At 65.3% G+C, this 25,859-nt stretch carries 20 protein-coding genes; 9 read left to right on the forward strand and 11 right to left on the reverse strand.

All coding sequences use genetic code 11. The features are described 5' to 3' along the window. Positions 1 to 50 precede the first annotated feature (50 nt). Genes NTU39_RS15040 through bcsB form a run of 3 tightly spaced genes read right to left on the reverse strand, consistent with a single transcriptional unit; the run spans position 51 to position 7,516 of the window. Positions 51 to 3,875, reverse strand: coding sequence for a cellulose synthase subunit BcsC-related outer membrane protein (locus tag NTU39_RS15040; RefSeq protein ID WP_257957965.1), 3,825 nt, complete (start codon positions 3,873 to 3,875; stop codon positions 51 to 53). Positions 3,876 to 3,889: 14 nt separating this feature from the next. Then, positions 3,890 to 5,158 carry a cellulose synthase complex periplasmic endoglucanase BcsZ gene (gene bcsZ / locus NTU39_RS15045; RefSeq protein WP_257957966.1) on the reverse strand — a complete coding sequence of 423 codons (1,269 nt, stop codon included), beginning with the start codon at positions 5,156 to 5,158 and terminating at the stop codon, positions 3,890 to 3,892. Beyond that, entirely contained in the window at positions 5,159 to 7,516 is a 2,358-nt protein-coding gene (bcsB, locus tag NTU39_RS15050) for a cellulose biosynthesis cyclic di-GMP-binding regulatory protein BcsB (protein WP_257957967.1), read from the reverse strand. Between the two features lie 287 nt (positions 7,517 to 7,803). Here bcsB and NTU39_RS15055 point away from each other — a divergent pair, with 287 nt between their 5' ends. From NTU39_RS15055 to NTU39_RS15070, 4 genes are all read left to right on the forward strand, one after another. Continuing rightward, positions 7,804 to 8,151: a hypothetical protein gene (locus NTU39_RS15055; protein WP_257957968.1), complete on the forward strand. Its 348-nt coding sequence runs from the start codon at positions 7,804 to 7,806 to the stop codon at positions 8,149 to 8,151. Positions 8,152 to 8,157: 6 nt separating this feature from the next. After that, positions 8,158 to 8,808 carry an HAD-IB family hydrolase gene (locus tag NTU39_RS15060; protein ID WP_150662884.1) on the forward strand — a complete coding sequence of 217 codons (651 nt, stop codon included), beginning with the start codon at positions 8,158 to 8,160 and terminating at the stop codon, positions 8,806 to 8,808. Between the two features lie 22 nt (positions 8,809 to 8,830). Further along, the gene (locus tag NTU39_RS15065; RefSeq protein ID WP_257957969.1) at positions 8,831 to 10,783 is read left to right on the forward strand and encodes an FUSC family protein; all 1,953 of its coding nucleotides are present in this window, start codon (positions 8,831 to 8,833) and stop codon (positions 10,781 to 10,783) included. 95 nt (positions 10,784 to 10,878) lie between these two features. Next, on the forward strand, positions 10,879 to 12,039 hold the full coding sequence (locus NTU39_RS15070) for a methyltransferase (protein WP_150662886.1): 1,161 nt from the start codon (positions 10,879 to 10,881) through the stop codon (positions 12,037 to 12,039). Between the two features lie 70 nt (positions 12,040 to 12,109). On the opposite strand, the gene NTU39_RS15075 is transcribed toward NTU39_RS15070, so the two are convergent. Then, entirely contained in the window at positions 12,110 to 13,408 is a 1,299-nt protein-coding gene (locus NTU39_RS15075; protein WP_373275312.1) for a TIGR03862 family flavoprotein, read from the reverse strand. A gap of 261 nt (positions 13,409 to 13,669) precedes the next feature. Here NTU39_RS15075 and NTU39_RS15080 point away from each other — a divergent pair, with 261 nt between their 5' ends. Further along, the gene (locus NTU39_RS15080; protein ID WP_150662888.1) at positions 13,670 to 14,419 is read left to right on the forward strand and encodes a class I SAM-dependent methyltransferase; all 750 of its coding nucleotides are present in this window, start codon (positions 13,670 to 13,672) and stop codon (positions 14,417 to 14,419) included. A gap of 41 nt (positions 14,420 to 14,460) precedes the next feature. Here the strand turns inward: NTU39_RS15080 and NTU39_RS15085 are convergent, their stop codons facing one another. The 6 genes from NTU39_RS15085 to astD form a co-directional block, all read right to left on the reverse strand. After that, on the reverse strand, positions 14,461 to 14,652 hold the full coding sequence (locus NTU39_RS15085) for a DUF2964 family protein (protein WP_150662889.1): 192 nt from the start codon (positions 14,650 to 14,652) through the stop codon (positions 14,461 to 14,463). A 216-nt stretch (positions 14,653 to 14,868) separates the two neighbouring features. Beyond that, a complete protein-coding gene (locus NTU39_RS15090) occupies positions 14,869 to 15,078 on the reverse strand; it encodes a DUF2964 family protein (RefSeq protein WP_150662890.1) in 210 nt (69 codons plus the stop codon). Positions 15,079 to 15,336: 258 nt separating this feature from the next. Further along, a complete protein-coding gene (locus tag NTU39_RS15095) occupies positions 15,337 to 15,600 on the reverse strand; it encodes a DUF1488 family protein (protein WP_233325931.1) in 264 nt (87 codons plus the stop codon). Between the two features lie 249 nt (positions 15,601 to 15,849). After that, entirely contained in the window at positions 15,850 to 16,398 is a 549-nt protein-coding gene (locus tag NTU39_RS15100) for an NADPH-dependent FMN reductase (RefSeq protein ID WP_150662891.1), read from the reverse strand. A 64-nt stretch (positions 16,399 to 16,462) separates the two neighbouring features. Continuing rightward, positions 16,463 to 17,824 (reverse strand): N-succinylarginine dihydrolase, encoded by a 1,362-nt coding sequence (gene astB / locus NTU39_RS15105; protein ID WP_257957970.1) that lies wholly within the window; start codon positions 17,822 to 17,824, stop codon positions 16,463 to 16,465. 83 nt (positions 17,825 to 17,907) lie between these two features. Continuing rightward, the gene (gene astD, locus NTU39_RS15110; RefSeq protein ID WP_257957971.1) at positions 17,908 to 19,389 is read right to left on the reverse strand and encodes a succinylglutamate-semialdehyde dehydrogenase; all 1,482 of its coding nucleotides are present in this window, start codon (positions 19,387 to 19,389) and stop codon (positions 17,908 to 17,910) included. A 197-nt stretch (positions 19,390 to 19,586) separates the two neighbouring features. On the opposite strand from astD, the gene astE reads away from it, so the two are divergent. The 4 genes from astE (at position 19,587) to NTU39_RS15130 (ending at position 24,496) form a co-directional block, all read left to right on the forward strand. Next, the gene (astE, locus tag NTU39_RS15115; RefSeq protein ID WP_257957972.1) at positions 19,587 to 20,666 is read left to right on the forward strand and encodes a succinylglutamate desuccinylase; all 1,080 of its coding nucleotides are present in this window, start codon (positions 19,587 to 19,589) and stop codon (positions 20,664 to 20,666) included. A 244-nt stretch (positions 20,667 to 20,910) separates the two neighbouring features. After that, entirely contained in the window at positions 20,911 to 22,845 is a 1,935-nt protein-coding gene (locus NTU39_RS15120) for a hypothetical protein (RefSeq protein ID WP_257957974.1), read from the forward strand. Positions 22,846 to 22,973: 128 nt separating this feature from the next. Next, complete coding sequence (ydiK, locus tag NTU39_RS15125; protein WP_257957975.1) at positions 22,974 to 24,158, forward strand: AI-2E family transporter YdiK; 1,185 nt, start codon at positions 22,974 to 22,976, stop codon at positions 24,156 to 24,158. A gap of 137 nt (positions 24,159 to 24,295) precedes the next feature. Next, positions 24,296 to 24,496 carry a hypothetical protein gene (locus tag NTU39_RS15130; protein ID WP_150662896.1) on the forward strand — a complete coding sequence of 67 codons (201 nt, stop codon included), beginning with the start codon at positions 24,296 to 24,298 and terminating at the stop codon, positions 24,494 to 24,496. Between the two features lie 46 nt (positions 24,497 to 24,542). Here the strand turns inward: NTU39_RS15130 and fahA are convergent, their stop codons facing one another. Further along, positions 24,543 to 25,817, reverse strand: a complete 1,275-nt coding sequence (gene fahA / locus NTU39_RS15135; protein WP_257957976.1) for a fumarylacetoacetase — start codon at positions 25,815 to 25,817, stop codon at positions 24,543 to 24,545. Positions 25,818 to 25,859: the final 42 nt, after the last annotated feature.

Here is a 25,859-nt window from a genome sequence, read left to right on the forward strand (position 1 = left end):
ACAACGTCGTTCGTCATCATGAATTCGGTATCGACGCGAGCGCTCATGTGTCAATAACTCCAGATCGGGCGAACCGGCGACGGCGGCATCGGCACGTCGCCACGGCGGGCGTCGAAGTGATAGCGCATGTAGACGAGGAAGCGATTCGGCGCGTAGTAATCGGAACGCTCGAACTGCACCTGACCGCCGATCACCCAATGGCGGTTGACCCAGTACTCGGCGCGCCCCGTCACGGAGAAGCCCACGCCGAACCCGCCACCGGACCCGTAGGTCAGATCGCCGCTGGCGGCCTGCAACGCGCCGTTCGTCGGGAAGTATGGCATGGCTTTTTCCTGACTCTGCGAGAACGACACCGAACCGCGCAGGTAATACGACCAGCGTTGCGTGCGGCCATACCATTCGAGCGGCAGCGTGAGCGACACATAGGTTTGCGGGCTGTAGTAACCGCCATGACCGTACGTGTAATAGCGTTCGTTCTGCGCGAAGCTGTCGAAGAACAGCGTAAGGCCGGTATTCAGGCGCATATCGCGCTTGTAGATCAGCGGCAGATCGACACCCGCGCGGGCCGACACTTCCGAGTTGTTCAGCACGTTCTCGCCCGTGAGACGCGCCACGCTGGCCTCGCCGAAGATGCCCCACTTCGTGAAGTCGCGCGATGCGTGGAACGTGATCGCATCGCGACGCACGCCGCCCCACTTGCCGTCGCCGAACACTTCGGGCAGCGGCAGATACGCCCCGGCGTAGGACACCATGCTGCCGGTCATCGGTCGACGTGATGCGTCGACCCAGTAGTTATAGCGTCCGAGATTGCCGAACAGTCGCACGCCCCCCGTCACGTAGGAAATCGGGAATCCGACCGGCGTGTGACCGATATCGGCGCGAATCCAGTCGTTCTCATAGCCGAGCATGAGCGCCTGCCCATGCGCCTTCTGACGCTTCGTGCCGTAGTCGCTCTGCACGCCCGGATTCGCCGCGCGGAACGACGGTACGTTCAGGAACGGCAGCGTGCCGAACGCCGATGTGCCATTGAGCGGCAAGTCGCCCGAATCGGCGCTGACGTAATCCGTCTGCGCGAAGACATGACCGTCGTAGCCCACGGCGTACTGGCCGTAGAGCGGGACGGCGCGGGCGTTGAACATCGAGATGCCGCCGTCGCCCTTCTTCTGGTCGATTTCGTAACCGGCCGCGACATAGCTGTTGCGACGCGACTCCAGCGAATCGATGGCCGACTCGGCCGACGTCATGCCGTCGTAGCCCGGCAGCGCGCCCTGCACGATCTCCTCCTTGCGCGCCTGGTCGTACCATCCCTTCGCTTCGTTGTAGTGACGTTGCGACTGCGCGATGCGTCCGCGCTGAACGGTGACAGCCGAGGTGTCGGGGAACTGCGTGCGCAACCGGTCGTTGAGCGCGATGGCTTCGTCGTAGCGCTCCATGGCGGTCAGACGCCGCACGGCGGCGAGTTGCGTCCACACATCGTCAGGCGAAGCTTCGGCGAGTGCGCGGTCGAGTTCGCGGTTGGCGGCCTCGTCGTCCTGCTGTTCATAGAGCACGCGCACGAGCGACAGACGAGCATCCTGATTCGTCGGATCCTGTCGGATCTGGTCTTCGGCAATCTTGCGGGCGTCGTCGAAGCGGCGTTCGTCGAAATAGATGTCGCCCAACGTCGACAACGCGCGCTTATCCGGCGGTTGACGCGAGAGCAGCGGTTCGAGCTTTTGCTGCGCCGTGTCGAAGTCGCCCAACGCGCGGGCGCGGTCCGCCTGGCGCAGTGCCAGCCGGTCCTGAAGATCCTGCCATTCGTCCCGCTGGTCGGCGCCGAGCGTGGACGGGTCCATGCTCGCGAGGAAGGTGCCCAGTTCCTCGTCGCGCTCGGCCGTACTGAGCAACTCGGCGTAGCGCAGCTGCGCGTCGGGCTGTGGCTTGTCGGCGTGCGCCGCGAGCCAGTTGCGCATGAGCGCGAGCCCCTGATCGGGCTGCCCCGCCGACACGCGCGCCCGTGCAACCTCGCCGATCAGTTCGGGATCGTCGCCCGCCATCGTGAGGGCTTCGCCATAGCGGCGTTCGCTCTCGTCGTCGTTACCCGTCGCATGCGCCTCGCGCGCCAGACGCGCCGTGTCGCGAATCGCCAGCGTCGTCCGCATGCGTTTGATCGACGGGGTGACGTTCGCCGCCGGAATCTGCGCGAGCGATTCGCGTGCACCGGCTTCGTCGTCGATCACGTTGAGATAGATGGCCTGCGCGTAAAGCATCTGCGCACGGTCGTCGGCCTCCAGCGGCTGACGCATGCCTTCGGCCATGACCTCTCGCCCGATCTGCGGCAGACGAAGTTTTCGATAGAGGCTGGCGAGCGAGTAGCGTGTCCACGCGTTGCCCGGATCGAGCGCGACGGCACGCTCCAGCGCAGCGAGTGCGGGGCCGTTGTGCCCTCCGGCGATGGCGCGATCGGCGTCGTCGGACAGCGCCGCCGCCTCGGCCTTGTCAAAGCGCGTCTTGTCTTGCGGGAAACGACGTCGCAGATCGCCCAACAGGTTCGCCAGCTCCGTGCGGCGTTGCTGACGCGAGTACAGCGTGATCATGCCGCGCAGCGCCGTGTCGTTGTCCGGCTCGATCTTCAGCGCTTGCTGGAAGAGACGCTCGGCGTCCTTGTCACGCTTGTCCTCGAGCGCGATGTCACCAAGCAGCGCCAGCCCGTCGGGGTTGTTCGGGTCGCTGGCGAGTGCACCGCGTACAAGGCGGTCCGCTTCGTCCAGACGTCCGGCATCGCGGGCATCACGCGCCTGTGACATCGCGCCCCAGAACTGAGACGTCTTCAACAGGCTACGCCACTTTCCCGCGTTGTCGGGGTCTTTGCGCATAGCCTGTGCGAACAGTTCCTGCGCGCCCTTGTGATCGCCCTGACGCATCTTCACCAGACCCAGCGAGCCGAGCAGTTCGCCATCGTTGGGACGCTTGACACGTGCGGCATCGAGCGACTTTTCGGCGTCGTTGAGACGCCCCTGATCGAGTGCATTGATGCCCGCCTGACGCGCCTTGTACGCGGGGTCGTTGAGCATGCGCGTGCGCGCCGCCTGTTGCGCATTCAGCTTGTCGTAAGCCGCGCGGATGTCGGCGTCGTTCGGCGCGAGCGCGAGGTAGCGCTGATAAAGCGGCAGCCATGCAAGATTGCCGTCGGCCTTGGAAAGCCCCTTCTGCCAGAGCGGCAGCAAGGCGTTCAGATCGGCATTAGGACGCGCCGCGAGATCCGCGACCATCCGCGTGCCCGCGAGACGACTCGACGGCCGGTCGATCATCAGCTCGGCCAGCGACTGAGACGCACGCGAATCCTCGGGCGACGTCTTCGACAAGTTCGCCAGCCCCTGCTGTGCCGCCGGCCAGCCGTTCGTGGCGTTGGCCTGCGCGCGGTAGTACTCGACCCCAAGATCGCCCGTCGGTGGACCATCCGGGAACAGCGCCTTGTATTCGGCGAACGCCGCATCGGCCTGACCACTACGTTGCAGCAGCCGGGCACGAGCGATGCGCGATTTGTCGACGGTGTTGATGCGAATCACGTCAGCCAGCGCCTTCGTCGCCGGGGCGTTCGGATAGCGGGCACGCAGCGTCTGCAATGCCTTGTTGGCGTCCGCCGGTTTGTTCTCTTCGATATCGATCTGTCCGAGCAGCGACAGGACGTCCGGTTGCTCCGGCTGCACGAGCAACGCTTTTTCCAGCGCGGCGCGCGCAAGGTCGTTGCGATGACGCGAATGCCACAGCGTCGCGCTCGAGAGCAGGTTGCTAACGTCACGATTCGCCGCAACGGCGGGCTTGGCCGTGCTGTTCGCGGGCGCGGGCGCGGCACGCACGTGCCCACCGCCTGCGGCCATCAGCAAGCACGTCATGCAAGCAGAGCGGATCAGCGTGTCGCGCAAACCGCCTCCCAGGGCACCTGTAACGTGCCATCAGCCGCAAAACGGAAACGCGCTTCGTGCCATCCCAGTCCGAACAGCGAGAGCACGGAACTGTAGTAGCCGGGGGGCGACTGCGCGTCCAGTGAGCGCGCCCGATCTGCCTGCGCGCGTGCAAGCGCAGTGTCGCCAACGGCTTGCAGCAGCGGCACGAGCGCCGCCGAGAAGCCGGACCCGCCGTCCTGCTTCGCCGTGCCGTCGCGCGTGTTCACCCGCTCGGGCGGCGCGCCATGCGCCGCGACGTACTTCAACATGCCGGGGAACGCGTGCATCAACGCTCGAAAATCATCGCTGCCCGGGGCCAGCATGCCCGCCCATAGGTAGACGCGAATGGCGTTGTAGCTCCCCTCGCCCTGCGTCTCGGGATCGATATCGAAACCGCGTCCCGCGCGGTACATCGCCCACTCGGGTGCAAAACCCAGCGGCGGCGCGGTCAACGTAATCTGTTTGAGCGAGGACGCAATCAGTTGCCCCCACCCGCTCTCGGGGAAGAGCCCCGCCAGACGCCGCACCACTTGCATCGGCACATAGCTGGGGTTCAGACGCCAGAGATCCTTGGCAGGATGGAATCCGACAGGCGCAGGCAGCAGCGTGCGCCCGAGTCCGGGGATGAAGTCGGTTTCCTCTGAAGCGATACGCCGCGCGACGAGCGCACCGAGCGCCGTGTACCGACGCACGTTCCAGAGTCGCCCCGCCTCGCCCAGCGCATAGGCAATCCACATATCGGCGTCGCTAGCGGGATTGCTGTCGAGCACGCCCCACTGACCGTCGTCCTTCTTGCCCCACAGCCAGGCGGGCAGATGCGCGGTGAGGTCGCCCTGCGCGAGATTGTCGACCGTCCAGTCAAGCACCTTGTCGAAGGTAGCCCGGTCGTTGGCGATGACGGCGAAGGTCAGCGCGTACGCCTGCCCCTCGGAGACCGTGCGCTGGTCAGCCATGCTGTGATCGACCACGCGTCCGTCGTCGCTCAGAAAGCCGGTCTTGAAGCGCGTCCACGCGGTCCAGTCGACCGGCGGGCACGCTTTGCCACCGGGGGGAGTCGTCGCACCCGGCGCAGACGCGCCCGACGGCTTTGCGGACGCAGCAGGCGCAACAGGCGCAACAGGCGCAGCATGCGAGGCGGGCGTCAGACCGGCGAGCGCCGGTCCCGCACCACAGGCGACCAGCGCCCGCAGCACGGCCCGACGGCGCCGCCTGTCAGCATCGGCGCGTGTCATTTACTTCTCCAGACGACGTGCGGCGCGACGCTGCAACCACCCGAAACACTTGAGCGCTATCGCGAACGCCGCCAGCAATGCGACGAGACCGACCAGAACCGGATGACTCGAGAGGTGGTAACGAATGCGCGTCCACCAACTCACGTCGCCCACGAAGTACGTCTTCCCCAATCGGTACGACGCCGTGCTGGCACCGTTGACGACCGCCAGATCGCCGTGGATCGCATTGCCCTGCGTGTCGATGGCATCGACCACGCTCAGCAGTCCGTCGTCGCTCGACGCATTGATCGCCACCACCGAGCGCGAACTGCTCACCGGCGATTCGAAGCCGACCAGCGCGGCAAGCGGGCCTTGAGAGACCGCGTCCATACGTTGCGGGCCGATACGGCTGGCCGCGAGCGCCGAGCCGGTCGCGCCATCGCCACGATAGCCCTGGGGCTCCGCTTGCATGACGCGACGCGTCTGGTCGATGACGAGCGGCAGATTCTTGCCCCACTTGGTCAGCAGATCGGCGGCATCTTTCCCCCCGACGACCAGCAGGTCACGATCCTTGAAGCGATCCGTCTGCGTGGTGTCGAGCACTTCGAAGCGATCGGCATACACGCCGGTGGAGCGACCGAACTGGCCGAGCGCCGAGAACACCGTTTCCAGCTCCGCCTTGTCGGGCGTCTTCGACATAACGACAGCCGTCTGGGCAAGGTCGGCGTATTTGGTGAACGGGAAGCCGCTGCCCGCGAAGAAGCTCAGATTCGGCAACTCGGCGTAGTGCGGCAGTCCGCTGAAGTCGATGGTCGAATCGGCGTCGATGGCCGAGCGCGCCGCGTTGGTGATGGTCTGGCTGCACATGCCCTCTTTGTGCGGCTCCATCGCGAACTGGAACGACAACGAGTTGCGCGACGCGACCTGGAACGCCGGAATGCGCACTTCCTTTCGGTCGGCCATCGTGCCGTCGGACAGCAGTTCCACGAGCATATGGCTCTTGTCGCTGCTCGCGCCCGCTGCGTGCAGGCGATACGCGCGCACGAACTGGTCGTTGATCGACACGCTCATCGACGAATCGTCCGGCTTGACCGGCGGCGTGTAGCGATACTTCAGATCCATCGGCACGCCGGTGTTTTGCCACGTCAGCAAGTCGGCCGGGAGATTGAGCTGGATGCGGATCGGCCACGGCATGTAGCCGTTCGCCTGCAAGTCGCTGGGGTTGTCGACCAGTTCGCCCAGCTTCACCGGACGGTCGGTACGCACCCAGCGCGGTGCATCGTAGGCCGGACGCGGCGGCAACTGCTTTAGCTCGGCGATGCGGGTCGCGTCGCCCGAGAGCGCCGCCCGGCCCGAGACCAGCGCCAGCGCGGCCGTCTCCAGATCCTTCGCGTCACGCCCCTGAATCACCAGCAGCTTGAGCGAGGGGTCGTTCGGATTCGACACCATACGCAATGTCGGCGCATCGACCTTAGGCAGATCGAGGCCGGGCAGCATGGTGTCGTTCGTCACGAACGCAATGCCATGCGTGGACGGAAACGCATTCACGCTGACCGGGAAGCGTGTGCGACGGTAATCGCCAATCGCACCGGCCCACGTCGCCACCACGCCCGCGGCATGGACCACCGCCAGGGACGGCGGCGCGCCGAACACGAACGGAACGGACTGATCGCGGTTGTCGTGACGGTCGAAGAACGGGGCGGGCAGCGTCGAGAGATCGTTGCGCAGCGTGAGCGGCTGCGTGCTCGTGACGATCTCGCTCTGTGGGCTGATATCGGCCCACAGACTCGAATGCATCTGATCTTCGCACTCCATCGTGTAATGCCCGATGAGGACGAGGCGCACACGATTGAAGCCCGAGAGCAAGCGCGCGTCGAGCGGAATGTCGCGCACGAGATTCTTGCCGCCGTCCTGCTTGTTGAACGGCAACGTCGCGATCAACTCTTCGTTCAAATAAACCTTGAGCTGCGAGAGATCGGGAATCAGCGCGGGGGAATAGGTGTACCGCAACCGGAGCAAGGCCGATGAGACCGACTGATCGAGTCGGATTCCGAAGTTGACGTCGCCCGCCCCCTCGGTGCCGCGCAGACGCAGTCCGTTCGTCTGCCCCAGTTGGGCGAACGTGACGGTGCGCTGACTGGTGCCGGGCACAGGCGCGATGACCGGCGCCGTTGTGCCGGATGCATCCGCTGCTGCGTTGACGCCAGAGGCGACTTCCGGTGCGGTCGTGGCACCGGCTGGTGCCGGGGCCTTGCCTGTTCGGCCTCCGGTGGGCGCTGCTCCCGCAAGCATGACACCCCCCGGGTCCATCGCTGCGGCGACCAGCAGGCAGATGGCTGAGACCTTCGTGTAACGCGACCAAGACGCTCGAAGCTGCATGTGTGATGCCTCGTCTGTTCTTGCGCTGCATGTTCGCCACATCCACACGAACGACGCCCCATTGACCCGACGTCACATCACGTCGTCAGGCAATCCGAAGATTTGCCAAGGCCCGGCGGGACAGCGCAGTTCATGTGTCTGGAAATGGCACGTTGCGCCATGCTAGCTTGCCTCGGTGCGAGTGAGCAAGCAGACGTTAGCCTCCGAGTGTCGTGCGGCGGGTACATCGGTCGGCCGGTCGGCATAGGAATTGCCCTGTGTGCGACGCACCGTATAGAATGCCCGGCATGAGCCAGACCGAACTCTCCTCCTCCGCTGGTCCGTCCGACGCGCGCATGGTCGAACATGCGGCAGGGTCCGTTGCCGACCCTGCTGTCGATCCTGTGGATGAACACGCGGCCGAGCACGCAGCCGATGCGATGATCGAGCGTCGCTATCCGTCGGACATCGACCGGTTGCGAGAAGTCGTGGGCACCGACGTGCTGCCCCACTACCGCGACGAGCAGGCCATCGTCGCGAGCGAACAGGCCAGCGAGCGCTGGCCGCATCTGGTGGCCGTCGCGGACGCCCGTGCAGGTGCAGCGTCGGCCTCGCCACTCTCTCAATCTTCGAAACATTCGGCCGGGACGCGCTGACCCGGCATGCGAGACGCTTCCATCGTCGCCGCGTTCGATTTCGACGGGACCATTTCCACCACCGACAGCCTGCGCGTATTCGTGCGCCGCACCGTCGGCACACCGCGCTTTGTGGCGGGCGCATTGCTCGCGTCTCCCTGGCTGATCGGCGCCGCCCTGAAGCTCATCGACCGGGGCACGGCCAAGGCAGCATTCCTGCGTGCAGTCTTTGCGGGACGCGCCCACGCGCAACTCGACGCCGACGCGCAAGACTTCATCGCACATCAGTTGCCCGCGCTGCTGCGTCCCGAGATGCTCGCACGCGTACGTCAGCACCGGGCGCTGGGCCACCGCATCGTGCTCGTGAGCGCGTCGCCGGGCTTGTACCTGCGGCCCTGGGCGGCAAGCGTCGGTTTCGAAGCCGTGCTCAGTACCGAACTGGCCTTCGATGCGCAGGATCGCTTCGCCGGAACCTTCGCCCAACCGAACTGCTGGGGCCCCGAGAAGGTGAGACGCCTCAAAGCGTGGTGGGGCGATGCGCCGCCACGTGTGCTCTTCGCTTACGGCGACAGTCGTGGCGACAAGGAAATGGCCGAGCGCGCCGACCATGCGTGGATCCGGGGTCAGGGCAAGCTGATGCCGCTGACGGACGCCGACACGCCAACGCGCGCCTCGTGAGTCCGGGAGCGCTTCCATCGCGATGACGCCCACGCCTTCGACACCTCCCACACCCGAATTGCCGCCGCCGGGTCGGCGCGTCGCGTGGATGTCGCGTCTGGCACGTCTGGAGCCGGTAGCGTTCTCGCGCTGGGACGCCGTGCACGCCGCCCTGTCTGTCGCAGTGCCCACGGCCATCGGTGCCTCCATCGGCTACGGTGCGGACGCGTCGCTCATCGCCCTCGGCGCACTGCCCGCCATCACGGGTGACCGCACCGGCCCTTATCGCTCACGCGCCCGCTCCATCCTGATCACCATCGTGACCGGCGTGCTCGGCTTTCACGCCGGGATGCTGATCCATACCGTGGGCGAGACCCAGCCGTGGCTGGCCCACGTGCTGCTGCAAATCGCCATCCTGCTGTTCAGCTTCATCGGCACGTTCGGCAACGTGGCGTCCGCAGCGACGTTGCAGGGTGCGGTCTACCTGATCGTCGGCTGGGGCCTCGCGCTGCCGCCGCCCGAATGGCGCGCGCCGTTGCTGCTCGCCGCAGGCGGCATCTTCAGCATGCTCCTCATGGCCGTGCATTGGCTAAGACACCCCGGTGCAGCCGAGCGCGACGCCGTCGCCGCCATCTACCAACAGTTGGCGAACGTACTCGATGCGAGCGGCACACCCCGCGTGAGGCTGGCGCGGCGCTCGCTCGAAAATGCCATTGCCGCCGCCTACGACACGTTGCTCACCGCACGGGCGAGCACGTCGAGCGGCTGGGAAGTGCTGGAGCGCCGCGCCGCGCAGATCCTGGCCGCCGAGCCGATCACGTCGGCGGTGATCGGGCTCGTGCAGAGCGGCCAGCCAGTACCCGCGCCGCTGGGCAAGGCGCTCTACGGTGTGGCACGCAACATTGCGCGCGACCGGCCAGTGGCGCTCGACACCGCCGTCGCGGTGGCCAAAGAAAACGACGCGCCGACGCTGGCTGCCGCCCTGCATCGCGCCGAGCCGCTGCTCACGGGCGTCGTGCATGCGTCCGAAGCCCCGCTCGTGGCGCTGGCCCGTCATCAGGCGCGTGCCGCCGTGCATCCGCGCTGGATGCCCAAGTGGCCGTGGCCGGACGTCTGGCGTTACCTCGTGCGCATTGGTTTGTGCGTACTCGTCGCGCAGATCTTCATCGCCGTGACGGCGCTCCCGCGCTCGTACTGGGTGCCGCTGATCGTCGTGGTGATCTTCAAGCCGAACTACGGCTCCGTGTTTGCGCGCGCGCTGCAAAGCGGTGTGGGCAGTATCGTCGGCGTAGCGGTGTCGGCGGCCGTCGTCGCCATCGACCGCAACGGCTGGTTCAATCTCGTCACGCTGATACCGCTGGCGGCTTGCCTGCCGTGGGCATTACGCCGCAACTACGGACTTTTCAGCGCGTTGCTCCTGCCGATCCTGATGCTGGTAATGGGGGCGTTGCAGCCTGGCAGTCAGGACATTGCGCTGGCGCGCTTCATCGATGCCGTTGCAGCCTGCGCCATCGTGCTGCTCGTCGGCTATCTGCCGTGGGCCAAGTGGGAGCGCCGCCAATTGGACGAGCGTGTCGCGAACGCACTCGACGCGCTTGGCCGTTACGCAGCACTGGCGGATACCCATGACGCGGACGCTGCGTTTGCGGCGCGACGCGCGGCTTACAAGGCGCTGGACGACACACGCATCGCCTTGCAGCGGGCGCTGTCCGAACCGCCGCTGGTGAGTCGTCGCGCCGCCCGCTGGTGGCCAGCACTCGTGTCGCTCGAGCGCGTGGCGAACGCGATCACCGACACGGTCCCGCATGGGGACGATCACGACGCACCGGTGCATCCCGGCGCGGCGATTCTCACGCACATGGCCGCCGCATTGCGTCACGGTGGCCCCGTGCCCGTGCTGCCGGACGGGCCCATCGACGGCGTCGATCCGATCCTCGAGCGCGTGTTGCGCGAGGCCATCGGCATGCTCTTCGGCGCATCGGACACATCGAACTGAAAAGCGGCTTTCGGCCCGGACACATGCCAACGCAGGCATAATGCGGGCTTACGGCGCGCCCACGGTGCGCCGCCACGCCTTTCAGAAGACCCCGCATGAACAATACCCCGACGCTAGACTGGACCGAAGACGGTCGCCCCGTCACCGCCCGCTGGCGCTCAGAAGCTGGCGTTACGCCACCGCGTCGCGTCGAAGTCGTCGACGACACCGTGACGGCCGACGAAGCCTATCAACTCGCCTGCGGCGGCACCGCCCTGCTCTATCGTGGCGATTACCAGAACGCACGTCAGTTGATGCAAGCAATGGCGCGTCGCGTCGACCGCCCGCCGCATCGCCCGCGTCGCAAACCGGCCGCCAAGGATGCCCCGGCCCCGAGTCCCGCCGACGCTTTCCACAAGCACCGCATGGCACAGGCGCAACGCGCGCGCATTCTCGGCATGGTGCTGATCCCGCTGGACGCCGACTACGGCATTCCGCTGCGTCGCGCCCCGGACGTACGTGAAGCCTGCACCGAAGCATGGGGTGCACCGGACGCTAACCCCTCGGTCGCCTCGCTGCGTGAAATTCTCGGTCTGATCGGTGCGCACGAGTGGCGCAAGAAGGGTGTCGCGATTCCGGCGCTGGGCGCTTCCATCCACCCGTGGTATGGCGTGTTCTCGCCCGTGCGCGGCGAGTATCTCCAACTGATCGATCAGGCACCGCTGCCCTCCACGTCGCTTGCTTTCGACGTCGGTACGGGCACAGGGGTGATCGCGGCACTGCTGGCGCGTCGCGGCGTTCAACAAGTCATCGGCACCGATCGCGATGCCCGTGCTTTGGCCTGTGCGCGAGAGAACATCACGCGTCTTGGCTACGACCGCGCGGTGAAGATCGTCGATGCCGACCTGTTCCCGGAAGGCAAGGCACCCCTGATCGTTTGTAATCCGCCGTGGTTGCCCGCGAAGGCCAACGCGCCCATCGAGCACGCCATTTACGATCCGGACAGCCAGATGCTCAAAGGCTTCCTGAACGGGCTCGCTGCGCATCTGAGCCCTGGCGGCGAAGGCTGGCTGGTGATGTCAGATCTCGCCGAGCATCTGGGCTTGCGTACGCGTGAGACGCTGCTGTCGTGGATTCACGGTGCGGGGCTCGTGGTGCTGGCGCGTCACGACGTCCGTGCCAACCACCCGAAGGCGGCCGACGCCAACGATCCGTTGCATGCCGCGCGACGCGCTGAAGTGACGTCGCTGTGGCGTCTGGGCGTGCGCCCCGCCTAAGCTAGGGGACGCATGATCGGCAGGTGATTTAAGGAAGCGCCGACGGCAAACGTCGTCGGCAAGCATCGGATCAGCGGTTCGCTTCGAGGTAAGCGGCCGCGCCATCTCCCGCCACACAAGCGCTCGCAAAGCAGGCCGTCAGCAGATAGCCCCCAGTGGGCGCTTCCCAGTCCAGCATCTCGCCCGCGCAGAACACGCCGGGCAGCGCCTTCACCATCAGTTGGGCATCCAGCGATTCCAGCGACACGCCGCCGGCGCTGCTGATCACTTCGGCAATCGGCCTGACCCTGAGCAACGTCAACGGCAAGCGCTTGATGCCTGCGGCCAGCGCTGCGGGATCGTTGAACGTCTCGCGAGACAAACATTCGCGCAGCAGTGCGGCCTTGACGCCTGCGATGCCCAAACGGCTCTGCAAGTGGCTCGCCATCGAACGTGACCCGCGCGGACGCGCCACTTCGCCCGCCACGCGCTCCGCGCTCCAGTCCGGCAGCAAATCCAGATAGATCTGCGCACTACCGTTCGACCGGATGGCGTCGCGAATCGGCGCGCACATCGCATAGACGAGGCTGCCTTCGATGCCGTGTTCGGAAATCACGAATTCGCCCTGGCGCGTGGTGCCGTCGGGCAACGTCATCGTGACGGACTTCACCGGATGCCCCGCGAAGCGCTCGCGCATGTGCGGCGTCCAGTCCGTCTCGAAGCCCGCATTCGCCGGAATCAGCGGCGCGACACTCACGCCGTGCTCGCGCAATGACGGCACCCACGCGGCGTCCGACCCCAGTTGCGGCCAGCTCGCGCCGCCGAGCGTCAGCACCACCGCTTTCGCACGCACCTGACGCTCGCCGGTCGGCGTGGCAAAGCGCAGATGGTTCGGCCCTGCGGCGGCATTCTCGTCCCACCCGAGCCAACGATGCCGCACATGCAGACGGACCCCCGCTGCGCGCAGCCGCGATAGCCACGCACGCAATAACGGTGCCGCTTTCATGTCGACGGGAAACACACGGCCGGATGTGCCCACGAACGTGTCGATGCCCAAGCGGTGCGACCACGAGCGCACGTCGTCTGCGCTGAAACGACGCAACCACTGACCGACGGCCCCGGCGCGCTTGCCGTAGCGCGCCACGAACGGCTCGGCGGGTTCGCTATGCGTGAGGTTCATGCCACCTTTGCCCGCCATCAGGAACTTGCGCCCGACCGAAGGCATGGCGTCGTACACGTCCACGCGCCAGCCCGCCGCCGACAGCACTTCGGCCGCCATCAGACCGGCCGGTCCCGCGCCGATCACCGCCACATCGACACCATCGATGGCGCCGGTCGGTGCAGCGTTCAGATCGTCGGATGGGGAATGAGGTGCGTTCAATGGGGGCATGCTGGATCATGAAGAAGACCGACGACGGGAAGCCCGCGCGGCAAGGCCGCCATTGTCCCACATCGGTGACGCATGAAGCCCTCAAACGCCCTGTCGATGTGACGCAAGGGGGCCGCCATTCACTGAATATTCGACGCTTTGGCGTTACAATCGCTCCCCCGCAATTTTCATCCGTCCTGACGCCATCGAGACGCCTGCCCGGCCACCGCTGCCGATGCACGCTTGCCGTTCGCGCCGAGGACGTCACACGTGGAGTCGCGCATGTCGTCATCCGAACCGTCGTCGATGGGACGCACCGCTTACGCCAGTTTCGCCGAACGCTACGCCGAGATTGCCGTCACCAAACCGCACAACGCGCTCTACGAGCGCCCTGCCACGCGCCAGTTGCTGGGCGACGTCGCCGGTCTGCATGTGCTCGATGCGGGCTGTGGGCCGGGCATCAACAGCGCGTGGCTTGTCGAGCAAGGAGCCAAAGTCCACGGCATCGATGTGACGCCCGAAATGATTGCGCTGGCGCGCGAGCGTTGTCAGGGCATGGTCGCCGCTTTCGACGTGCAAGACCTTGGCGCACCGTTCGTCACACTCGCCGACGACAGCTTCGACGCGATCGTCAGTGCCCTCGCACTCGATTACGTGGAAGACCTCGGCCCGACGTTCCGTGAATTCGCGCGCGTCGCCAAACCCGGCGCCACGTTGGTCTGGTCGATGGGACACCCCATGCGCGACTGGCTCGACGAGCGCACGCGGCGCAACCGCAGCTACTTCGAGATCACGCGCTTCGGGATGTACTGGAGTGGCTTCGGCGAGCCGAAGCCCTTTGTCGAGTCTTACCGTCGTCCGCTGGCAGGCATTCTCAACGCCGCTGCGGCGGCTGGCTGGCAGCTTGAACACATGGTCGAACCGCTCCCGCTGCCGGAGATGAAAGCCGTCAGCCCCCGGCTTTATGACGAGCTATCCCTTGCCCCCGCCTTCATGTGTCTGCGGGCACGGCTGGCGAAGCCCGCGCGTTAAGTTGGATGCAGGTCTGGCGCAGGTCGTATCGCTTTGAATCGTCACGACTCGTCGCGTGCACCCCACGGAATCAGCATCGTGGCGGTGCAAGTCGCCCCCACCAGCACGGCAGCCACGCCGTAGCGGGACACCTCGGGCAGATTGAAGAGCAAACCGTGGATTGTGGCGAAAATGCCGCCCAGCATCACGAACGCGGCGATGGAGGCAATGCAGACGCGGGTATCGGAGCACATACGTCACCTCGCAACGAGGCCACGCCCGTTGCGAAGCCAATGCTTCGATCGCGATACTTCACGAGACCGCCAGCGACGCCACATCGGCGCACGCCGGGGCCGCGCAAGCTTCGGACGGCTTCGACGGCGTCCCTCGATTTCAGTGTAGGACGCCGTTGCGCAAACGGTAAGCCGACCGTCGCCGGTCCGGCCTTCGTGCGGCGAAAATAGCGGAAGTCAGGACTTTGTCTTAGTCTCGGCCTCGCTGTCGCGTGGCCAGGGTGTGAGCATCACGACGACGAACAAGATGCCGAATAGCACCGTGACCACGCCACCGTGCATCACGTGCGTCTTGTCGTAGAGCAGTCCGTGAATAGTGGCGAATGCCCCGCCAAGCGTCATGAAGGCCGCAATCGAGGCGATGACGACGCGAAATTCCGAGCCCATAGCGACTCCTTATAGTTATCGGCAATGGTGCCGCGCGCGACGCTTCATCCGTTCGCTGAGTAACTTCTTTCGCGGCAACACCAGTGTACGCCGAACGCTATGGCGCGCCAATTGAGTCGTATGCCTAACCATCCGGAGTTTGATGCGCGTCAACATCTCGGCGCTTTGCAGCCGAGCGAAACCCCGCCGGACCCTACCTTCACCTCATGGGAGGACGGCTGACTGCGAGATGTCGCTCAATTGACGGCTGACAGTTGCTTAACGGCGCGCGCTCTGACTTTGCGCCCAGCGGAAATGCCCGCTGCGCAGCAGGACGGGACCGGGAAGTCCCATCGCGAGATATTCGCGCGTGAGGGCATGGATGCGGCTGCGACCGTGTTCGAACGCGTGAAGCAGGTCGTCAGCGCGTGCCGAGTGGGCGTGAAAGTGGGATTCCAACGCTTCGGCGGAGACGGCACAATCGATCGGCCGACCATTGACGACGACGGCAAACTCGATCGTCAGCTCTTCGTAATTGAACATGGGACGGTGATCCGGAAACTCGATCTGCATGGCGGCACCCCCGGGTTGACGAAAGGACGCAATCGACGTGTCGGCCGACACGTTCCATCCAGCATAGTGCATCGCTGGACGATCGGAAAATTGCGTCGCTTATCGGTTCGTCACGATCGATTGGGGAAGGTTCCGGATCGCTCAACTTTCGACATTTAACGTTAATTAATCACCGTAAGCTAATGATTAATAACGACTACCGCATCCAGAAACGTTGCGCTAGCCGAGAAACTCGACGAAGCCTGCGACAAAATCCTTCACTTGCTGACGTACAGCCTCGTCCACGAGATTGCCCTCTGCGTCGACGGCCTTGTTCGCATGCGACACCATCAACCGCCCCTGCCACCAGGGTGTGGTCTGCAAAGTGTGCAGCACCGGCAACCAGGCGTTCTGGCTAAGGATGGTGCCGAAACCGCCGGGCGATGCGCCCATGATCGCCACCGGCTTGTTGCGAAACACCCGTGCACTATCTGCTGGCGGACGCGATAGCCAATCGAGCGCATTCTTGAACACGCCCGGCATGCCGTTGTTGTACTCGGGGGTCGCGAGCAGCAGACCGTCGGCCTGTGCAATAGCGTCCTTCAGGGCCGTGACCGCCGAAGGGATCCCCTCGCTCGCTTCGAGATCGCCGTCATACAGCGGAATGCCGTGAAGGGTCCTGACGTCCAGGGTAACGCCCGCCGGTGCCACCGCCTTGGCGGCCATCAGCAACGCCGTGTTGTAAGAGCCCTTGCGCAGGCTGCCGGACAAACCAATGATCGTCGTCATCGAATCGACTCCTTTGTCGTTGCAAAACGGAATGTGTTGGCGGCAACACGACGCTCGGCGCCGGTCACGCCACGCGCTGGAAGGGATACAGGCTGCCGAGACCGAGCAGTCGCGTCAGCTCGTCGAGCGCGGTGCGGCACTCGTCCAGCAACGCCGGATCGGCGAGATCAGCCACCGCCAACCGGTCGCGGTAGTGACGCTTCACCCAATCGGTCAACGTGGCGTAGCGAGCATCGTCCATCCATAGCCCCGCATGCGCCGCCTGACGCTCTTCGTCGGTGAGTACCACACGCAGCCGCAGACACGCCGGTCCGCCGCCGTTACGCATGCTTTCGCGCAAATCGAAGACGTGCAGCTCGCGAATCGGCCCACCGCTGGCGACCAGCGACTCCAGATAACGCCATACTGCCGGGCGCTCGCGACATTCCTGTGGCACGACCAGTCGCATGCCGCCCCCCGCCTCCGGCGCTCTCGCAAGCAGCTGACTGTTGAACAGGTAACTGCCCACAGTGTCTTCCATCGATACGTCGGTAGCCGAGACCTCGACGACTTCGAGCGACGTACCCTGTGCGGCCAGCCGTTCGCGCAGCGTGGCCAGCACGGCCGCCTGATCGAGGAATGCCTGTGCATGACAGAACAGCACGTTGCCGTTGCCCACCGCAATCACATCGTTATGGAAGACACCCGCGTCGATGGCGTCGGGATGTTGCTGGGCGAAAACGACATCCGCCTCGTTCAGTCCGTGCAGGCGGGCGATGGCCTGACTCGCCTGCAACGTCTGACGGGCGGGAAAGCGCCGGGGCGCTGCGGCGGTAGCGAGGTCGTCGCGACCGTAGACGAAGAACTCGACGCCGCGCTCTCCATACGCACCACACAGCCGCGTGTGGTTCGCGGCCCCCTCATCGCCGAGCGACGGCCATCCGGGCAACGCGTCGTGATGCGCAAAGTGGGCCTCGTCGGGAAATGCGGCACGCAGTACGCGCGATGTGGTCTCGTGTTCGGTGGCGCGGTGCAGCTTGCTGCAAAGGTTCGCGGCAGTGAAGTGCACTCGGCCGTCGGAGGTGTCGGCCGACGGACTGACGGTCGCGGCATTGGCCGTCCACATGCTCGCCGCCGAGCAGGCGGCCCCCAGTAGTCCCGGTGCGCTGCGAGCAGCCTCACGGATGACGGTGGCGTCGTCCCCCGAAAACCCGAGCGTGCGCAACAACGCGACGGACGGACGCTCTTGCGGCGGCAACACACCCTGCGCATAGCCCATGTCGGCCAGCGCTTTCATCTTGGCGAGCCCCTGTAACGCGGCCTCGCGCGGATTGGATACGCTATTGGCGTTGTTGGCTGACGCCACGTTGCCAAACGATAAACCCGCGTAGTTGTGCGTGGGGCCGACCAATCCGTCGAAGTTGGCTTCGAGGGCAAAGCGCGTCATGTGAATTCCTGAGAGAAAAACCCAAATCCTGGGACGAAAAACCTACGGCACTGCGTACAGCAATCTGCGGCATTGTGCCTGAATCACGCTGCGCCAAAATCCAATCCTGGACTCAGACGTTCCGGCATCGCCAGGCGATCTGTCTCCATCGACGCGATCGGGTACGCGCAGTAATCGGCGGCGTACCACGCACTCGGCCGATGATTGCCCGACGCGCCCACCCCGCCGAACGGTGCGGCGCCCGCCGCCCCTGTCGTCGGGCGGTTCCAGTTGACGACGCCTGCCCGTATTTCAGCCAGAAACTGTTCGTATCGCGCGGGATCGTCGGACAGCAGCCCGGCGGCGAGTCCATAGCGGGTGCGGTTCGCGAGCTGAATGGCGTCATCGAATGCGTCGTAGCGAAGCACCTGGAGCAACGGTCCAAAGTACTCCTCGTCGGGCAAGGCATCGCGCTCCGCGAGCGTCGTAACGTCGATCAGACCGGGCGTCAGCAGCGCCGAGCGACCATCGGGCTGAGACAACGGCACAATGGCGTGCGCCCCCAGCCCCAGCAGATCGGCCTGCGCAGCCGTCATGCGACGTGCCGCCTGCAACGACACCACGGCGCCCATGAACGGCTGCGGCTCGGCGTCGTAGCGTCCGACACTGACGCGTTGCGTGACGTACGCCAACCGCTCAATGAATGCATCGCCCTGCCCGCCTTTGGGTACCAGCAACCGGCGCGCGCAGGTGCATCGCTGTCCGGCGGATAAAAAGGCCGACTGCACGGCGACATGCACGGCAGCGTCGACGTTCGCGGGCGTGTCGACGATCAACGGATTATTGCCTCCCATCTCAAGCGCCAGCATCTTGTCCGGCCGCCCCGCGAATTGCTGATGAAGCGCACGCCCCGTGGCGGAGCTACCGGTGAAGCACACGCCGTCGATAGCGTCATGCGCGGCCAGCGCGACGCCAGTGTCACGCGCACCTTGCACAAGATTGAGCACGCCCGGCGGCAAACCGGCTTCGATCCAGCATGCGAGTGTGCGCTGCGCGACGCCGGGTGCCAGTTCGCTGGGTTTGAACACGACCGTATTGCCCGCGAGAAGCGCGGGCACGATGTGCCCGTTGGGGAGATGCCCGGGAAAGTTGTACGGACCGAAGACGGCCATCACGCCGTGGGCGCGGTGCCGCACGACACTCTCGCCGTCGGCGACCTGACTGCGTCGCTCGCCGGTTCGCTCCTGATAGGCTCTGGCCGAGTTGACCACTTTGGCAGACATCGTCGCGACTTCGGTGCGCGCCTCCCAGAGCGGCTTACCGGTTTCACGGCCGATGGCGTCCGCCAATTTTTCCGTGTTCGCGCTCACGATGGCCGCGAAGCGCTGCAATATGGCCAGACGCGCATCAACGCCGAGCCGCACCCAGTCGCGTTGGGCACGACGCGCGGCCTGCACCGCAGCGTCGACGTCCGCCGCATCGGCGGCATGCCCGCGCCAGACAACGTCGCCCGACATTGGATCGAGAGAGCAGAATTGCGCCCCGTTGCCAGCGCGCCAGACACCTTCGATGTACAGATCGCTCATGAGTCGCAGTCCCGGAGGCCACGCCCGATGATGCGGCGTGCGATGCGGATCATGATGACACGGATTCGACAGACGGAACAATGCGCGGCCGTTGTACCCGGCAGCAAACGCTTGTCCCCCGGGCATGCGCGACGTCACATGACAGTCACGCCATGGACACGCATAGAATACGAGTCAGCTTTAGGAGAATGCTCATCATGACCGACGCCAAACGTTCGGCCCTTCGTCATTGGCTCAGTGACGTACGCGAATCGCGAGATCACCCGCATGACGCAGGCATCGATCCTTGCGGTGTGCACTGGCAGCGGCACGCAGAGGGCGTGTTGGAATTGACACCGTCCGGGATGGACGCAACCGCCACGACGTCAGATGCGGCCGACGGCACATCCCCATCCGCAGCGGAACAACCGAGTCATCGTTATGACGCCGTCCTCTCCTGCGGCATTCACGGAGACGAGACGGCTCCCATCGAAATCGTCGACGGCATCTTGCGCGACATCGCCGACGGAAAATTGACGCTGCGCGAGCGTGTGCTCGTCGTGCTCGGCAACCCGGATGCCGTGCGTGCAGGCAAGCGCTATCTCGAGTACGACCTCAACCGCCTGTTCCAGGGCGCGCATGCCAAGCGTGCGGAGTCACCGGCCGTTCAGCGCGCACGCGAGCTGGAAGTCATCGTGGCGCAGTTCTTTGCGGGGGTGGACGGCGTGCGCCGTCAGCGACGTCACGTCGACATGCACACCGCGATTCGCGCTTCGCTGTTCCCCCGCTTCGCGGTCGTGCCGGGCACTCCGGAACGTCCCCCTCGGGCGGCCTGGTTCGACGCCCTCGCCGCCGCCGATATCGAAGCGACGATGCGCACCGAACAGCCGTCCGTCACGTTCTCGTACTACACCTGCGCGCGCTTCGGGGCCGAGAGTTGCACGCTGGAGCTGGGCAAGGTCGCGCCCTTCGGCGAGAACCGGCTGGCGGACTTCGCGGGCATCGACGCCGCGTTGCGCCGATGGTTGTCCGGGGGTGACATGGCGGCGCGCGAAGATGGACAGGTGTTGCAGGCGAGGCGCTTTCGTGTCGCAGCCGAAATCGTGCGCCGTACGGATGCATTCGTCCTCGACGTGCCCGCCGACACGCCGAACTTCACGGCGTATCCCGCAGGCACCGTACTGGCGCGCGACGGCGAGAACACCTACACCGTTTCGCATCCTGAAGAGCGCATCGTGTTTCCCAATCCGGATGTAGCGAACGGCCTGCGTGCAGGCGTCATGGTCGTGCCCGAGTAAATCAGGTGCGGGACAGGCCGACGGTTGGCGACGTTTTGCGTGATTGCCGGTGACGTGTCACTGGCAATGCGCGACGGCACCTACGCAGGATTGCGAATGAACGTTTTTAAACGCCTGTCCGAGCGTCGTCGTGGCGCGGGGATACGGGTAGCATCGCCCACTTCATTTCTCCTGCGAAACGGCCGCGGGCGGCGCGGGTAGAGGGAATCGGGAAAACGCGCGTGTCCGGCCGTCCACCGACGACATGCCTCACGAACTCTCGCTCGCCTCCCCTTACTTTTCACGCGTCAACGCGTTGAGCGTCGACGGCGCAACGGTCACACCATCGACCGCAGCAGCACGGCACCTCGTCGGCGATTTCGCACGCGCGCAGCAGGCAGCCCTGATGCTGACGTACGGTCATCGCGCCCCTCGGATCACCACTGCCGCACAGGCGATTCCTCGAGAACAAGGCGACGAACTCTCGCTAGTGCTGCGGCGCACTGCCAACCTGGCATCGTCGCGGGGTACACAACGGGGACGCGCCCTTGCGCCAGGCCTGTCCATCGCACGGGACGCCCCCGCCGCTGCCGATCAGATCTACACGATGCTGCGTGACGAGATCGCCGTGCCCGCGCTGCGCCGCTTTGAACGCATGCACTGCAACGCCGCATCGCGCAATGGCGCTCGCCCCAGCACCATGACGGCCACGCCGCCGTGGTTCGATGACCTGCTTCCTCATCTGCGCACGGAATCGCAACTGCTGGCCCAGCGCGGTCTGTGCGTCGACACGGTCCGGCATCGGCTCGATGCGCTCGTTCGTCACGAGCATCCCGGCATCTCCTGGCGCGCAATGCAAATCGGCCTGGAGCGCGACGCGTTTCCCTTCGCCTTCGGCTCCACCGTGCTCGCCGTACTCGCGGACACTGTCGATCCTCAGCGGCGTCTGGCCCTCATGTGGCCGCCCGTCGAAGCGATGGGGGTTGTGCTGATCAACCTGATCGGCATGGCGCGCTTTACCGCAGGGCATCCGGAACTGGCGAGCCGGATGGCGCGTATCACACCGACGCAGTCGCTCGAAGCCGTTAGCGCCATGCTGCGACATCCGGTACGAGACGTTGCCGCGCACGTGATCGGATTCGTGTTTTGCTACGGTGTCGTGCGCAATCTGGCGCGAATCGCCGCCGAAGCCGGGCTGTCGAGTGTCGTGCCGGGCATCATGGCGTATCGGTTCGGTAACACGATCCACGCCGCGCTCGAGATCTTGTTGTGTCCGATCCCCGGCGCGCTCCTCGGGCCGATCATCGACCGCATTGCGCTGGACCCGGACCATGCCCGGCTCGAACCGCTGTTGCAGGATCGCTTTGCCGATCTGATCTGCAAGATGAGCGACGACGCCCCGCCGGAGGGCAGCGAGTCCTTCTGGCCCGCGTTTCGGGCCGCCTTCGGGGCGTTGCTTCGCTCCGGCGCGCCGAAGGCCATCTGGCTCACACTGACCCTCGGCTTCTATTTTCTATCGACGTTCCACGGCGCGGCTTCCGCGACCGGAGAGATCGACGATGCGTTCGACGCATCCGGCTCCGACGAGCCCGTCTGGGAAAACGCGCTGGCGCTGCGTGCTAACACGACCACGCCCCCGGAGACAGGCAGCGCTGCGGGCGGGGGCATCGACTGGCACACGCAGGCGGTGCTCAGCGTGCTTTACGGATTGATTGCGTCCTTTGTATCGATGCAGGGCATGGCGTCGCGGCATGAGGCGATTGCCACGGCCTACACGCGTCGTCGGGGACGGCCGAAGATCAGCACCGTCACACTGACCTCGCAGGACGATTCGGGGCACTCCTCAGGCAGCTCTCACTCCGATCTGCCTGACAGTCCGGTCAGCCCCGCCAGCCCGGCTAGCCACCGTACGAACGCCTTTTCCGTCGCCAACGGGCAACACCCCGATGCCAGTGACACGGCCGGCGACGACGCCGTCTTCCTGCCAATGAACGACGCCATCAGCGCGTCGTCGGACAGCGACGTCAGTCGTCCTGTGCCGGCCGATGCACATGCCCCGCACCCCGGACATCAGAGCTTTCAGGCACGCAAACGAGGGACGTCGATCCCGCCCGCCGGTGTGTCGCCGCCAGCGAGACACCAGACGGCCACGCCCCCGGACGCAGACGGCGAACACGACGTCGTCCAGACGGCTTTGTGACGAAGTGTTGCGCGCACTTGCCGTGACTGCCCCGGCGTGGCATCTTGCTCTCCAAGCGCGTTCTTTGCGCATGACACTTCTGACGGACGCACCGCAAGACGCGTCATCCCCTGCCTGCCGGAGCGCCTATGCTTAATTCCACGCCGAGCGAACTCGCTCGTAACCTGCTGATCGTGCTGGTCCTCGGACTGCTGATCGTCGGCACTTTATGGGTGTTGCTGCCGTTCCTGCCCGCCTTCATCTGGGCCGTGACGATCGTCGCCTCGACCTGGCCGTTGCTCATCGGTCTCCAGCGTCGCCTGTGGGGCAAACGGTGGCTTGCCACGACCATCATGATCATGGGCATGCTGATCATCGTGGTGGCACCGCTCTCGGCAGCGATCGGCACCCTGATCGGACACGCTTCGGACATCAGCGATCAGGTACATTCCTTCGGCCAGAACGGACTCCCCATGCCGCCCGAGTGGCTCGCGCGCATTCCCGTGGTCGGCCAGCGCGCCAGCGAAGAATGGCAGTCGCTTGCGGCCGCCGGTCCCGGCGGTCTGGTCTCCAAGGTTCAGCCATATGCCGTCAAGGCGGCGTCGTGGGGCTTTTCCAAGCTGGGGTCCATCGGCTTGCTGGTAGTCCACCTCGGCCTGACGCTGATCATCTCCGGCATTCTTTTCATGCAGGGTGAACGTGCCGCACGGGCGCTGATCCGCATTGCGCGACGCCTCGGTGGCGATCGCGGCGAGGAGTCGGTGCGGCTTGCAGGTATGTCGATTCGCGCGGTCGCGCTTGGGATTGTCGTGACGGCCGTCACACAGTCGTTGCTCGGCGGACTCGGCCTGTGGCTCACCGGCGTGCCGTTGCCGGGTTTCCTGACGGCGCTGATGTTGGTGCTGTGTATCGCGCAGATCGGCCCATTCCCGGTCCTGCTCTCGAGCGTGGCCTGGCTCTACTGGCAAGACAGCCCGACGCTCGCCACGTTGCTGCTGGTGCTGTCGATCTTCATCGGCATGCTCGATAACGTCATGCGACCGATGCTCATTCGCCGGGGTGCCGATCTGCCGATGACGCTGATTCTCGCGGGGGTACTCGGGGGGATGCTGACGTTCGGCATCGTCGGACTGTTTGTCGGTCCGGTGATTCTCGCCGTGACATACACGCTGCTGATGGCGTGGATCAACGAGGGACTGAATCGTCCGGCGACAGCACCGAGCGGTGCACCGTTGGCGTCACCTTCGGATGGGAAGGCCTTGCCGGAAGGCACGCCGGAGGCGGCACCGAAGGCACTGTCGACGGCCGCACCGGACGCCAAAAAGCCTCGCTGACCGCCCCGTCGGAGGGGTGAACGCGGGGCGCGTACGTTACGCGCCCCGTACCCATTTTTCGGATTCCTTCACCTGTCGCATATCACCGCGACGTGGCTAAATGGCTCTCACACCCACACGCCTTCGGGAGCCGCGCCATGCCATCCACAAAGACCACCGTCCAGACCACCCCGCGCACCCGGCGCTCGCTACGCGTGCCGCGTCGCGCCCGCCTGGGGGATCCGCCACTGTTGCGTCGTGTCGCCAATGAACTGGCCTACACGCCGACACGTTGCCGTGTCACCGCGAGCCTGTCAGTCGGACGCGTCAATCCGTGGTGGCAACGCTTCCCCGCATAGCGGGATCGGGTCGGGATCAGACCGGAATCAGTCCCGACCCGTGTGTTCAGCGCGCCTTGGCAGGCAGGATCTTGCCGGACACGTTGCCGAAGCCGACCCGATAGCCATCGCCCTGACACCATCCGCTCATCACGACGGTGTCGCCGTCTTCGATGAACGAGCGCTTCGCGCCGCTGGCCAGCGTGATCGGATTCTTGCCGTTCCACGTGAGTTCGAGCAGGCTGCCGAACGAGTCAGGCGTCGGGCCGCTGATCGTGCCCGAGCCCATCAGATCGCCCACGCGTACGTTGCAGCCCGAGACCGTGTGATGGGCAAATTGCTGTGCCATGCTCCAGTACATGTGACGGAAGTTCGTGCGGCAAATCGATGTCGCCTCGGCATCGCCTTCGGCTTGCAGCAGGACTTCGAGTTCGATATCGAACGCATGCTTGCCTTGCTGTTGCAGATACGACAGCGGCTCGGGCGACTGCGCCGGGCCGGCCACGCGGAACGGTTCGAGGGCTTCCATCGTCACGACCCACGGGGAGATGGACGTACCGAACGTCTTCGCGTTGAACGGACCGAGCGGCACGTATTCCCATTGCTGAAGATCGCGGGCGGACCAGTCGTTGAGGACCACCATGCCAAAGATGGCGGCATCGGCATCTTCCACATTCAGTGCTTCGCCAATGGCCGTTTCGCGACCGACGATGAAACCGGTTTCCAGTTCGAAGTCGAGCTTGCGGCAGGCGTCGAAAATCGGGCGCGGCTGATCGGGCAGCTTGATCTGGCCGTTCGGGCGGTGCAGCGGCGTACCGCTCACGACCACCGAGCTGGCCCGACCGTTGTAGCCGATCGGAATTTCGAGCCAGTTCGGCAGCAACGCGTTAGCCGGATCACGGAACATGCTGCCCACGTTAGTTGCGTGTTCTTTGGACGAGTAGAAGTCGGTATAACCCGGCACCTGCACCGGGAGATGGAGCGTGGCTTGCGCCAGCGGCACGAGCGCTTTCGACTTGAGCGCGGCGTTCTCGCGCAGCGCGGCGTCGCCGTCGACAGCCAGCAGCGACGTCAGGCGAGCACGCGTGGCACGCCAGGTGGCACTACCAAGCGCCACGAACGCATTGATCGACGCTAGCGAGAAGACGGGTGTGTCGCCTGCCTTGAGCACGCCGGCGGCTTCGAGCGCCGCCAGATCGAGCACCTGATCGCCAATCGCGACGCCGACGCGCGGTGTGGGCTGTGCTTGCGTGCTGAACACACCGTAGGGCAGGTTTTGCAGCGGAAAGTCCGTCACGCCGGTGTTGGCGGACGCGACCCAGCTTTGCAGGAGAGCAGTCATGTGGAATTCCTTGTTCGAGCTAATGCTTCGGCCGACCCTGCG

Origin of the sequence: Pandoraea commovens (assembly GCF_024704525.1) — a bacterium.
Classification (GTDB): Bacteria; Pseudomonadota; Gammaproteobacteria; order Burkholderiales; family Burkholderiaceae; genus Pandoraea; species Pandoraea commovens.